This is a genomic window from Streptococcus sp. HSISS2, from assembly GCF_000448665.1.
Lineage (GTDB): Bacteria > Bacillota > Bacilli > Lactobacillales > Streptococcaceae > Streptococcus > Streptococcus raffinosi.
In genome coordinates, this window is sequence record NZ_CM002133.1 from 441,942 (window position 1) to 455,009 (window position 13,068).

9 protein-coding genes and 3 pseudogenes are annotated in these 13,068 nt (G+C 40.9%); 10 read left to right on the forward strand and 2 right to left on the reverse strand.

Going from position 1 to position 13,068, the window contains the following annotated elements:
* Positions 1-1,051 (forward strand): excinuclease ABC subunit UvrC (gene uvrC / locus HSISS2_RS02160; protein ID WP_042766909.1); only part of this gene is annotated, 1,051 nt, incomplete at its 5' end.
* A 321-nt stretch (positions 1,052-1,372) separates the two neighbouring features.
* Positions 1,373-1,606 carry a protein rep gene (locus HSISS2_RS02165; RefSeq protein WP_240472042.1) on the forward strand — a complete coding sequence of 78 codons (234 nt, stop codon included), beginning with the start codon at positions 1,373-1,375 and terminating at the stop codon, positions 1,604-1,606.
* Positions 1,607-1,614: 8 nt separating this feature from the next.
* Here the strand turns inward: HSISS2_RS02165 and HSISS2_RS02170 are convergent.
* Together HSISS2_RS02170 and HSISS2_RS02175 are read right to left on the reverse strand one after the other, a co-directional pair.
* Positions 1,615-1,937: pseudogene (locus HSISS2_RS02170) on the reverse strand (potassium channel family protein).
* Positions 1,938-2,187: 250 nt separating this feature from the next.
* Positions 2,188-3,736 (reverse strand): annotated as a pseudogene (locus HSISS2_RS02175) (BCCT family transporter).
* 592 nt (positions 3,737-4,328) lie between these two features.
* Here HSISS2_RS02175 and cls (HSISS2_RS02180) point away from each other — a divergent pair.
* From cls (HSISS2_RS02180) to HSISS2_RS02215, 8 genes and pseudogenes are all read left to right on the forward strand, one after another.
* A complete protein-coding gene (gene cls / locus HSISS2_RS02180; protein ID WP_175064910.1) occupies positions 4,329-5,879 on the forward strand; it encodes a cardiolipin synthase in 1,551 nt (516 codons plus the stop codon).
* Between the two features lie 80 nt (positions 5,880-5,959).
* A complete protein-coding gene (locus tag HSISS2_RS02185) occupies positions 5,960-6,472 on the forward strand; it encodes a GNAT family N-acetyltransferase (protein ID WP_021145156.1) in 513 nt (170 codons plus the stop codon).
* Between the two features lie 128 nt (positions 6,473-6,600).
* A complete protein-coding gene (gene cls / locus HSISS2_RS02190) occupies positions 6,601-8,175 on the forward strand; it encodes a cardiolipin synthase (RefSeq protein ID WP_021145157.1) in 1,575 nt (524 codons plus the stop codon).
* Positions 8,176-8,255: 80 nt separating this feature from the next.
* A complete protein-coding gene (locus tag HSISS2_RS02195) occupies positions 8,256-9,113 on the forward strand; it encodes a hypothetical protein (RefSeq protein ID WP_021145158.1) in 858 nt (285 codons plus the stop codon).
* A 325-nt stretch (positions 9,114-9,438) separates the two neighbouring features.
* Positions 9,439-10,515 carry an aspartate-semialdehyde dehydrogenase gene (locus HSISS2_RS02200; protein WP_021145159.1) on the forward strand — a complete coding sequence of 359 codons (1,077 nt, stop codon included), beginning with the start codon at positions 9,439-9,441 and terminating at the stop codon, positions 10,513-10,515.
* A gap of 544 nt (positions 10,516-11,059) precedes the next feature.
* A complete protein-coding gene (gene dapA, locus HSISS2_RS02205) occupies positions 11,060-11,995 on the forward strand; it encodes a 4-hydroxy-tetrahydrodipicolinate synthase (RefSeq protein ID WP_008534885.1) in 936 nt (311 codons plus the stop codon).
* 157 nt (positions 11,996-12,152) lie between these two features.
* Positions 12,153-12,841 (forward strand): annotated as a pseudogene (gene rnc / locus HSISS2_RS02210) (ribonuclease III).
* A gap of 2 nt (positions 12,842-12,843) precedes the next feature.
* Positions 12,844-13,068, forward strand: a 225-nt coding sequence (locus HSISS2_RS02215) for an AAA family ATPase (protein WP_042766910.1), incomplete at its 3' end; no start/stop codon positions are given.

Consider the following 13,068-nt stretch of genomic DNA (forward strand, 5'->3'; position numbering starts at 1 on the left):
TGATATTTTCGGTTACTACGTGGACAAGGGCTGGATGTGTGTTCAGGTTTTCTTTGTCCGTCAGGGGAAACTCATCCAGCGTGATGTCAATATGTTCCCATATTACAATGAAGCCGAAGAGGATTTTCTGACCTATATGGGACAGTTTTACCTGGATAGTCGTCATCTCAAGCCTAGAGAAATTTTTATTCCTGGAGACATTGATCAAGAGTCTGTCGAAGTTTTGGTCGGAGATGAAGTCAAGGTTTTTAAACCGCAAAGAGGCGAGAAAAAGCAGTTGATTAATCTGGCGACGAAAAATGCTCGTGTCAGTTTGACCCAAAAATTTGATCTCCTCGAAAAAGACTTAGCTAAGACCCAAGGAGCTATTGAAAATCTAGGTAAACTCATGGGGATTCCGACACCAGTCCGTATCGAGTCTTTTGATAACTCTAACATCATGGGAACTAGTCCTGTCTCTGCCATGGTTGTCTTTGAAAATGGTAAACCTAATAAAAAAGAGTACCGCAAATATAAGATTAAGACAGTTGAAGGCCCTGACGATTATGCCAGTATGCGTGAGGTCATTCGTCGTCGCTATAGTCGTGTCAAACGAGATGGTTTAACGCCACCAGACCTCATTATCATGGATGGTGGTCAAGGTCAAGTCAATGTCGCCAAGGACGTCCTTCGTAATGAGTTGAATCTATCTATCCCAGTTGCAGGTCTTCAGAAAAATGACAAGCACCAAACCAATGAATTGCTTTTTGGAGATCCTTTGCGAGTCATTGATTTGCCACGTCAATCCGAGGAATTTTTCCTCCTTCACCGTATTCAGGATGAAGTTCACCGCTTTGCCATCACCTTCCATCGTCAAGTCCGTAGTAAGAATAGTTTCAGTTCTAAACTTGATGGCGTGGAGGGGTTAGGACCTAAGCGCAAACAAAAACTCCTCAAACACTTCAAGTCTATGACAGCTATCCAAAAAGCTACTGTTGAGGATATCCATTCCCTTGGCATTCCAGAAAAAGTAGCAGAGGCTCTGTTAGATAAATTAAATGATAACAATTAAGTTAGACTTTTCAAGTAACTCAGAAAAACTTGGTAGGGTGATTGATAATTCAATGATTTCCTAGGAATTCTATTTCTTGAGAGTGGGACAGAAATCAGTAATTCGTTAGAATTCGATTTCGTCGTCCCACCTCCGCACAGTTGAGTAGGGCAGTAAAAGCTGATGAAATCAGCGTAGTAGAGCCCACTCAACCACTGCGTCTTGCTCGACAATCCAAAAACAATAAAGAGGCTAGGACTTTTGTCCCAGCCTCATAATTTTGAGAAATATTAGTAAAATCCATTTGATGTCGAGAAAGAGAATGACAAACAAGTGATTGTCTTGCCTGAAGAGACGAAGGAACGGATAACGGGTGATTTGTTTGAGGGACTTTATCGGAAACGACAGATTGGATTTGGAAAACTCTTCAAGACTATCAAGAAAGAATTAGACTTAGATGATGTCGAAGATGGTAATCTTGTTCAGACTGGAGAGGATAGTCAAGAAGTATCGCGAGGTCAGGAAATTGTAGCCGTTTGGAATTGGCAGAGAAAGAATTATTTTTACAGTTACTAAGAAATATGTTAGTCAGTTTTATTATTAGGTGTATTTAATTTGCTGTAGTAATTGACAATTACGGCTGATAAGCATCCAAAAAAATAAGTCCATATACAGTTAAAAAGACGCTAGTAATACGTCCGATTAGAGTAGTAGCTAGTATATCTCCGTAACCTACTGTTGTTGATGTGACAAAAGCATACCATAGTCCATCCCAGTAATTACTTATTTGAGGTTCAACTAATAAAAGTATTCCTCCTGAAATAAAAATAAAACTTACAAAACTTGTCAAAAATTGATTAAAACCTGTAACTTTTATAATATGAAATAGAGTATTTAAACGTTTCATTTGGTTCTCCTTTGTTATAGTGTTAATGAAAATTATAGCATACAAAAAGTGTCTAAATATGTATTTTAGAAACTTTTTATATTAATTTTTATTATGTTTTCTTGATAGTAAGCCTCTATCGTTACAAGCTCGTTTGTGGTAAGATGAGTATAGGTCATTTATCTTAGTTCCTTTCAGACAAATGTGGTGTTTATCTGAGCCTAACATAGATGGCTTTTTCTGTCTAGCTTAATTTTACAAATTGGGTTATTTATTCTTCATAAGATTTGAAGGGTTGATCTTTTTTAGGGTATCGTGTCGGTGTGATTGACAGTCCCATCTTGTCTTTTTCGTGTAGCAATTCAATGACTAGGGAAACCATAATCAGTACCATGATGAGTGAAAATGGAAAGGCTACGATAATCAGCGTATTTTGCAAGGCTACTAAGCCCCCTGAAAGAAGTAAGACGATGGCAATAGTCGCAAGGAGTACGCCCCAGAAGATTTTAAGGTTATTCTTTGGTTTGAGATTCCCATCATCAGAGAGCATAGCTAGCACATAGGTCGCAGAGTCTGCTGACGTGATAAAGAAGGTAATGATCAGGATGATGGCAACAACGGAGGCAATAAAACCAAATGGCAGTTGACTGAAGGTTGCAAACAAGGTCTGCTCACTTGGAAACTGTGTTAAATCTACATTTCCAAGTGATTGAACATGCGTTGAAAGTGTTCCAAAGGTAGAAAACCATAAAAAGCTTAATACAGTCGGTGCTAATAAGACGATGGATAGAAATTGTCTGATACTACGTCCTTTAGAAATTCTGGCAATAAAAACTCCCACGAATGGTGACCAAGAAATCCACCAAGCCCAATAGAAAATCGTCCAAGTATTGATCCAGTCACGATTGTATTGACCAAAGGAACCAGCACTGAAACTCATACGGAAGAAATTGGAAATATACAGTCCGATACTATCGGTCAAGGTATTAAAAATCTGGACTGTGGGACCGATGATTATGGTGATGGCGAGTAGTCCAACCGCTAAAATAAGATTGGTGTTTGATAAGATTTTTACCCCTTTTCCAAGACCAGAAAGGGCTGAAATGGTAAAGAGGATGGTTGTGATAATTATGATAATAACTTGCACAAGGGCATTGTTTGGAATACCAAAGAGGTAGTTGAGTCCCCCATTGATTTGGGCTGCCCCAAAACCAAGAGTGGTTGCCACCCCGATAACAGTAGCGACCACTGTAATCGTATCTACAATCTTACCAAGGCTACCGTTTGTTTTTTACCAAACAAGGGCTTTAAGGTAACCGATAAAAGATATTTCTCTTTTTTCGGAAACCAAAGTAGGCGAGGGCCAGGGCGATTAAAGCATATATTGCCCAGGCATGGATGCCCCAGTGAAAGAAAGTGTAACGGAAAGCATCGGCTAAGGCTTCCTGCGACCCTGGGGTAGCTCGTACCGTTGAAATGGCATAATGGGATAAGGGCTCTGCGGCACCGTAGAAGACAAGGCCGATTCCCATTCCAGCAGAAAATATCATGGCAATCCAAGAGATAGTAGAGTGTTCAGGCACCGAATTGGGTTCCCCCAGTTTGATTTGCCCAACGGGACTAACCAGGAAAAAGCCACAAAGTAGAACGATTGACGTGACCAGTAATAAGTAAAACCAGCCAAGTTTATCTGAAATAACTTCCCTTAGTTGTTCTGACCAAACTTGGTAGCCGTCAGGCATAACAATACCAAGAAGGACCAGGATAGCCAGTAGCACAAAAGAGGTTTTTAAGACCGGCGTTAAATTTTTAGTTGACATAAAATCTCCTTTCATTCTCTACCATTATATCAAAAATGATAATAACTTAAAAATGAGGGGAGATTAGATAACACCCAGCTAGTTATAATTTTTAGTTGATTAACTAGAGACGTTTAAGAACCTAAATTGTCAAATTAAGTTAGACTTTTCAAGTAACTCAGAAAAACTTGGTAGGGTGATTGATAATTCAATGATTTCCTAGGAATTCTATTTCTTGAGAGTGGGACAGAAATCGGTAATTCGTTAGAATTCGATTTCGTCGTCCCACCTCCGCACAGTTGAGTAGGGCTGTAAAAGCTGATGAAATCAGCGTAGTAGAGCCCACTCAACCACTGCGTCTTTCTCGACAATCCAAAGACAAATTGAGAGGCTAGGACTTTTGTCCCAGCCTCATAATTTTGAGAAACATTCGTAAAATCCATTTGTTTCGGTAATCCATTTCGTCCTATATGTTAGTTCCTTTCAGATAAATGTGGTGTTTATCTGAGACTAGCCTAGATGGCTTTTTCTGTCTAGCTTAATTTTACAAATTTTGTTATAATAAGATTAACAAAAAAAGATAAGGAGTCATGCTATCAAAAACGAAACTAAAATTGAACGTCTTTATGATAAGAGTCGTCGCGGCTTTCTTCGTGGAATCTTTAGTCGTGCTACGATTATCTTCTTAATCATCTTACTGCAGCTTGTTGTTGTGGCCATGTCTTACTTATGGTTGCAACAATATAGGGTCCATCTTCAGGTGACAGAAGTAGTCCTTCGTATTTTGGCCATTATTTATCTCTTCCAGAGTGATATGGAATCAACAGCCGTCAATACTTGGCTCCTGCTTGTATTGCCTTTTCCTATTATCGGAACCTTGCTCTTGGCTTATACGAAACTTGATCTAGGTTACACAGGGATGAAGCGTGCTATTCAGAGCAATATTGACCGCAGTTCTGGTATTTTGAAACAAGATGATCAGGCCCTCGAAGAGCTTAAACAGCGTCACACAAGTAACTATAACTTGGTCCAATATCTCGAAAATGTGAATGGGCATTTTCCGGTATATCGTCACACGAAGACAACCTATTTCCCAAGTGGGGAAGCTAAGTTTGAGGAAATGAAGAAACAGCTCCTTAAAGCAGAGAAGTACATTTTCTTGGAATATTTCATCATTGGTGAAGGTGAAATGTGGGGTGAAATCCTAGCAATCTTGAAACAGAAGGTTCAAGAAGGGGTGGAAGTTCGAGTTCTGTATGACGGTATGAATGAATTTTCAACCTTAAGTTTCGACTATAAGAAACGTTTGCAAAATATAGGCATTCAATCTCGTGTTTTTGCCTCAGTGACGCCTTTCTTGTCTACCTATTATAATTATCGTGACCATAGAAAAATCTTGCTGATTGATGGTAAGGTTGCTTTTACAGGCGGGATTAATTTAGCTGACGAGTATATTAACAAGATTGAGCGTTTCGGTCATTGGAAAGATACTGCACTCATGCTGGAGGGGCCAGCGGTTGATACTTTCTTAGTCCTCTTTCTTCAGATGTGGACCTACTCTCATGAACTGCTAGATGTGACATCCTATATGGTTGAACATGAGGGCTTTGACACTCCTGGTTTTGTCGTACCTTACGGGGACAATCCACTTGATAAGGATAAGGTCGGTGAAAATGTCTATATTGATATTCTTAACCATGCTCGTGATTTTGTTCATATCATGACCCCTTATCTTATTTTAGATGGTGAGTTACTGCATGCTTTGAAATTTGCGGCTGAGCGTGGGGTAGACGTCAGTATCATTATGCCTGGCATTCCTGATAAAAAGTCAGTTTACTACCTAGCTAAGACCTACTACCCAACACTGCTAGCCTCTGGCGTTAAAATCTATGAGTACACACCTGGATTTATTCATGCCAAGGTCTTTGTAAGTGATAATAGTAGGGCTGTTGTAGGAACCATTAATTTAGATTACCGAAGTCTATACCATCATTTTGAGTGTGCGACCTATCTCTATAGGACTGACTCGGTACTAGAAATTGAAGAAGATTTTCAAGCGACAAAAGCTAAGTGTCACCGAGTCAGCACGACTGATGTTAAAAATCTTCCATTCCATCAAAAGGCCCTAGGTTTATTGATCAAACTAGTTGCACCATTGATGTAATATCACTATCTGTAAGAAGAGGGTTGAGCCCTCTTTTTTTATAGTTTAAAATAAAGATAATGAAGTCGGAGGAGAAAATGATGTTAACCATTCGTCTAGCCAGCTTGTCAGATGCACAAGCTATCCAGACCATCTACGCACCCTATGTCGAGAAGACAGCTATTACCTTTGAATATGAGGTTCCCAGTGTTCAAGAGTTTGAAAAACGCATTAGCAAGACGCTTGAAAAATACCCCTATTTAGTAGCAGAAGAGAATGGCCAAGTGCTAGGCTATGCTTATGCCTCAACCTATTATGCTCGCACAGCCTATGATTGGACGACAGAACTGTCTATTTATCTTCATGAAGATGCACGTGGTCGAGGTTTGGGAAGCCAGCTCTATGATGCCCTAGAGAAGGAACTTGAGAAGCGTGGCTTCTTGCGTTTCCTAGCCTGCATTGCAGTTCCTAACGAGGCCAGCATTGTCATGCATGAAAAACGGGGCTATGTCCAAGTGGCTCATTTCCCAAAGATTGGCTATAAGTTTAACAAATGGCACGATATCGTCTGGATGCAAAAGACCATAGATGGCCCTGTCAGGAAAATACGGTAGAAACCATGCCAATCCTAATCATAATGGCTAATTATCCCTGCCTTTTTCATAGGCTAAAATGATACTAATAAAATTACTGAAAGAGACCGGAAAGTTGTGATGGTCTCTCCTACATGAAAGGAGCCTATATGACTCAAGAACAAAGTGCTAGACTGTTACCCCAAAAGCCCTCCAGATGGGCCAAAATTCTACTTAACCGAAAGGTTCCCATTCTCCTGTTCTTCTTACTGGAATTGGCCTTTCTTGTCTTTTCATATCTCAGCCTACAAGAGCATTTCCCATCCATTATCTTATGGGAACACTTGTTGAGTGTCTTTACCTTCTTTTACTTGCTCAATCGTTCCATGGATTCTCGTTCCAAACTGTCTTGGATGATTATCATTGCCCTCTTTCCAATTTTTGGGACGGCTCTGCTTTACTTTTCACTGGCTGATTTGGGTGTGAGACGCTTGAAGAAACGGCTTGAGGATGCTACAGTGCAGGTATCCGACTATCTAAGCACCGATCCAGAAGTTGCTGATTATTTATCCCAAAGTGATCGCCAATTACAGAAATTAGCTTATTTTTTGGAGCATAGTCCAGCACAGTTTCCTATCTATAGAAACACAGAGGTTACCTATTTTCCATTTGGAGATGACATGCTCCCAGCCTTGTTGGAGGATTTGAAAAAGGCGGAGAGTTATATCTTCATGGAATATTTCATCATTGACGAAGGAATCATGTGGGGCGAGATTTTAACAATTTTAGAGGAGAAGGCCAAGGCAGGTCTGGACGTTCGTGTCATGTTTGATGGGATGAATGAGATGACTACCTTGTCCTACGATTATATTGAGCGACTACACAAGGTTGGTATTAAAGCCCAGGCCTTCTCACCAGTCAAACCCGTTCTATCAACCTATTACAATTACCGAGACCATCGGAAGATTACTGTGATTGATGGTCAAGTTGCTTATACTGGTGGCGTTAATATCGCCGATGAGTATGTCAATAAACGTCAACGTTTTGGTCATTGGAAGGACACTGCTCTTCGCTTAGATGGGTCTGCGGTTCAAACTCTGAAAGCTCTTTTTCTCACCATGTGGTCAGTGACTGGAGTTGATGACCCAGTTGATATGGACCGCTATTTACAAGAAAAGCCTCAAAAGAAGAAAAGTGAAGGTTTAGTTCTCCCTTATGCTAATTCACCACTGACTTATCACAAAGTCGCCGAGAATGTTTACCTCCATCTTCTCAATACATCCACTGATTATGTTTATATTATGACACCTTACCTGATTTTGGACGACGAACTTGTAAGAGCCATGACCTTTGCGGCTAGACGAGGTGTAGATGTACGTATTATTATGCCGGGGATTCCTGATAAACAGTATGCCTTTGATATTGCGACTACCTATTTTAAAGTGCTCTTGGATGCTGGCGTCCGTATTTTTCGCTATACACCAGGCTTTGTTCACGCTAAAATTTATGTTTCGGATGCCAAACAGGCTGTGGTTGGGACCATTAACACAGACTACCGTAGCCTCTATCAAAATTTTGAAAATGGGGTTTATCTTTATAAAAATCTAGAAGTGTTTAAGATTGAACAAGATTTTGAAGAAACCCAGGTTCTCTCAGAGGAAGTAACTTTGGAAACTTTGTCTAAAATACCTATGTCCCATCGTTTAGGTGGCTATCTCTTTTCTCTGATAGGACCTTTAATGTAATTTTACGGATTTCCCCGATTTTTCTTCTGTGGTATAATAAGGCCATAAGATGAATAAGGGGATTTTTTAATGAAAAAGTAATGGTTTTCTTAGGTGTGACCTTGGTGTCAGGCCTAATTTTGACAACAGCACAAGACATTCAAGCTCAAGAAACGTCTGGGAATATCGTTTCTCTACGTAGCAGACGAGGTGGCTCTCGTTCTTCAAACAGGGGTAGCAGAAGCGGATCCAAATCAGGCTTTGGTTCTAGTAAAGGACATCATTCTGATAGTGATTCAGGAAAAGGCTTTAAGTCTGATAGTGGGGCCAGTAAGAGCTACAAGTCAAGTAGTGGCCATGATAATTACGCTAGTTCTAGTAGATCGCATAGTTCGGGTGCGGACAGTGATACTAGCTCTAAATCAGATAGCAGTCAGAGCCATTCAGAAAGCCAGTCTTCTTCTGGTAACAGTTCTAGCAAGTCAAAATCGGATACAAATTCAGGCTACACAAAGCCTCAGATGTCTTCCCCTGAGCTAAATGAATCTGAACGCTCTAACTTTCAATCGGGTGCGAAAGTAAGTGATGATGAGACACTCAAAAAGTATTCCAAACAAAATGATGATTTTTCGGATGAACAGGCCAAAAGTATTTTTGACAATAATGACGACTATCAAACCCGTGACCGTTATTACCGACAAGATGTCATCCGTAATCCATGGTTCTGGATGTATATGAGTCGACGCTCTTATCATCGCTATGGAAATTCCTACCATTCAAAAGTCAATAGTAACGCTTATACCAAGGGCTACCAGGATGGCTTTGCGGATGCCGAAAAGGGCATCGATAATTATGATTCATATTCAAAGGAATCAACTCTTCTTGGTAAGTTCACAACAACTTCAGAGAAAACAGCCTACCTTCGTGGCTACAAAGATGGTCATGATGATGGCAAATAAGGCAGATGGTTAAGATACGATACCTTAATGGAATTCATGGCTTGACTCTGTCGCCCATTATGCTAGAATAGAAACATGCGATGAGTCGATTGGCTCTTAGGAGCCTTTTGCGCTGAGGAGGTCTACATTAGATTGTAACGCAGGAGCGGACCTTGAGTAGTTGTGTGAACCTGCTACTCTCATCGAAAGATGCCTCTTATCCCTTGCCGTTTGGTAGGGGATTTTTCTTTATTCTTGGATTTTTTACCCTTTTCAACTGGACTTAAACGTAGTATAATAGATTCACTAAACTAAATTGATAGAAAATTCCGAAAGAGGTTTAACTATGGGATACACAGTTGCTGTTGTCGGTGCTACAGGTGCCGTAGGTGCTCAAATGATCAAAATGTTGGAAGAATCAACACTTCCAATTGATAAGGTTCGCTATCTTGCGTCTGCACGTTCTGCAGGAAAAGTTTTGCAGTTCAAAGGTCAAGATGTGACTATTGAGGAAACGACTGAAGACGTGTTTGAAGGCGTTGATATTGCCCTCTTCTCAGCTGGTGGGTCAACCTCTGCCAAATATGCACCTTACGCTGTTAAAGCAGGTGCAGTAGTTGTTGATAACACATCTTACTTCCGTCAAAATCCAGACGTACCATTGGTTGTGCCTGAAGTCAATGCACATGCGCTTGATGCCCACAACGGAATTATCGCCTGCCCTAACTGTTCAACCATTCAAATGATGGTTGCCCTTGAACCAGTTCGTCAAAAATGGGGCTTGGACCGTGTCATCGTGTCAACTTATCAAGCTGTTTCAGGTGCAGGTATGGGAGCTATTCTTGAGACCCAACGTGAGTTGAAAGAAGTATTGAATGATGGCGTTAATCCACGTGATGTCCAAGCCAACATCTTGCCATGTGGTGGCGATAAGAAACACTACCCAATCGCCTTCAACGCCTTGGCTCAAATCGACGTCTTCACTGAAAATGACTATACTTATGAAGAAATGAAGATGACAAACGAAACTAAGAAAATCATGGAAGACGACAGCATTGCTGTATCAGCAACATGTGTACGTATTCCAGTTTTGTCAGCTCACTCAGAGTCAGTCTATATTGAAACAAAAGAAGTGGCACCAATTGACGAAGTGAAGGCTGCAATTGCAGCCTTCCCAGGTGCAGTTCTTGAAGACGACGTTGCTAACCAAGTCTACCCACAAGCTGTTAACGCTGTAGGTTCACGTGATACATTCGTTGGACGTATCCGTAAAGATTTGGATGCTGAAAAAGGTATCCACATGTGGGTTGTTTCAGATAACCTCCTTAAAGGTGCTGCTTGGAACTCAGTCCAAATCGCAGAAACCCTTCACGAACGTGGTTTGGTTCACCCAACATCAGAATTGAAATTTGAATTGAAATAGGGAGCGAAACAGAAATCAGTAACTCGAAGAGTTTGATTTCGTAGTTTCGCCCCCGCACAGTTGATTAGGAAGTACGAATGTTGCAAACATGAGTAGTTCCAATCAACCACTGCGTTATGATTCAGAAATCAGTAACTCGAAGAGTTTGATTTCTCCTTCGCTTTTATGATTTAAGGCTCAGGCTATAAAAGTCCACAGGACTTTTATACTCCCCCCGCACAGTTGATTAGGAAGTACGACTGTTGTAAACATGAAAGGAAGAACTTACTTCGTAAGTCTTATCTGCCACCTCAAAGCATTGCTTTGAGCAATCAACCGCTGCGCCATGATTCAGAAATCAGTAAGGATTTGGTGCTGTATTTAAATACTATTTTTGAATCAATTTCAATCAAACAGAGAGCTCTGTCTCTCTGTTTTTTTGTGAATTGCCATAAATTGGAAACAATGCTACATCATGTTTTCAGAAAATTGTTAACTTAGCTGTCTGTCTGGTCAAAATTATGGTAAAATGGAATGGATTAGAAAACGGTTGAAGGAGAATATTATGTCAATTGATCAATTAAGAGATGTTAGACTGATCACAGCACTTATTACGCCTTTCCACGAAGATGGCTCTATCAATTACGATGCTCTTCCAGGCTTGATTGAGCACCTTTTGGCTCACCATACGGAAGCCCTTCTATTGGCAGGAACAACGGCTGAAAGTCCAACACTCACTCACGATGAAGAGTTGGAACTTTTTGCAGAGGTTCAAAAAATTGTCAATGGTCGTGTACCACTAATTGCTGGTGTCGGGACCAATGATACACGTGACTCCATTGAGTTTGCTAAAGAAGTTGCTAAATTTGGTGGTTTCGCAGCAGGTTTGGCTATCGTGCCTTACTACAACAAGCCATCACAAGAGGGAATGTACCAACATTTCAAAGCGATTGCGGATGCTTCTGAATTGCCAATTATCATCTACAACATCCCTGGTCGTGTTGTTGTTGAAATGGCTCCAGATACTATGCTTCGTTTAGCTGAACATCCAAATATTATCGGTGTCAAAGAATGTACTAGCCTTGCCAATATGGCCTACCTTATCGAACATAAACCGAAAGACTTCTTGGTTTATACCGGTGAAGATGGTGATGCCTTCCATGCGATGAACCTTGGTGCTAATGGAGTTATCTCAGTAGCTTCTCATACAAATGGTGATGAAATGCATGCCATGCTCGAGGCTATTGAAAATAACGATATCAAGACTGCTGCAGCCATCCAACGCAAATTCATTCCGAAAGTTAATGCTCTCTTCTCAGTATCAAGTCCTGCTCCTGTCAAAGCGGTCCTCAACCATCTTGGTTTCGAAGTTGGTCCACTTCGTTTACCATTGGTAGCATGTACTCCTGAAGAAACTAAGCGTATTATCAAGGTTGTCCTTGAGGAAGATATTGAAACAACACGTAAAACGGTTACAGGTGTCGTTCGTCCAGACTATTAAGAAAGTGGAGTTGAGTATCGTGCTCAACTCTTTTAGTTTAGTGGGACCAAGCAAACAAAATCAGTAGATATGTCTCCTAAAAGCAGTTTTCCATCGTGAAAATCTGCTTTTTTTGATATAATCATAACTAGTATGCTTTAAAAAGAAAGGATGTCCTATGAATCAACTTGAACAAAAACTTGAACAGGATTTTGGTATTGTTTTTAGCCAAAAAGACCTCTTAGAAACGGCATTTACCCACACCTCATATGCCAATGAGCACCGCCTCCTAAACATTTCACATAATGAACGTTTGGAATTTTTAGGAGACGCGGCTCTGCAATTAGTCATTTCCGTTACCTTTACAATCGCTACCCTAACAAGCCAGAAGGGGAGATGTCTAAGATGCGTAGTACCATTGTTCGTGAAGAGAGTCTGGCTGGCTTTACGAAAGCTTGTGGCTTTGAGCAGTTTATTCGTCTCGGTAAGGGTGAGGAAAAATCTGGTGGTCGTGAACGTGCCACTATTCTCGGTGACCTTTGGGAGGCCTTTCTCGGTGCCCTTTATTTGGACCAAGGATTACCTGCTGTTGAAAAATTCTTGAATAAAGTGATGATTCCTAAAGTCGAAGAAGGCAACTTTGACCGAGTAACGGATTACAAGACGGAACTCCAGGAACGTCTTCAAGTCAATGGTACGGTTGATATTACCTATACCGTTATTGAAGAATCTGGGCCTGCTCATGCTAAGGAATTTACCATGCAGGTAGCTGTTGATGGTAAGGAACTTAGCACAGGTCTCGGAAAATCGAAGAAATTAGCTGAACAGGCGGCTGCCAAGGCTGCCCTTGAACAACTAGGAAATTAAGCATGTATTTGAAATCAATTGAAATGCAGGGCTTTAAATCCTTTGCGGACAAGACGCAGGTCATCTTTGATAAGGGAGTAACAGCCGTTGTAGGTCCAAATGGATCGGGAAAATCAAATATTACAGAGAGTCTGCGCTGGGCACTGGGTGAATCATCTGCCAAGAGCTTGCGTGGGGGCAAGATGCCTGACGTTATTTTTGCAGGAACAGAGGTTCGTAAGACTCTC

Bases quoted from the DNA above. Each gene is read 5' to 3' on its own strand.
- HSISS2_RS02185 (WP_021145156.1), top strand. From the start codon at position 5,960: ATGTTAACCATTCGTCTAGCCAGCTTGTCAGATGCACAAGCTATCCAG.
- dapA (WP_008534885.1), top strand. From the start codon at position 11,060: ATGTCAATTGATCAATTAAGAGATGTTAGACTGATCACAGCACTTATT.
- cls (WP_021145157.1), top strand. From the start codon at position 6,601: ATGACTCAAGAACAAAGTGCTAGACTGTTACCCCAAAAGCCCTCCAGA.
- HSISS2_RS02200 (WP_021145159.1), top strand. From the start codon at position 9,439: ATGGGATACACAGTTGCTGTTGTCGGTGCTACAGGTGCCGTAGGTGCT.
- HSISS2_RS02195 (WP_021145158.1), top strand. From the start codon at position 8,256: ATGGTTTTCTTAGGTGTGACCTTGGTGTCAGGCCTAATTTTGACAACA.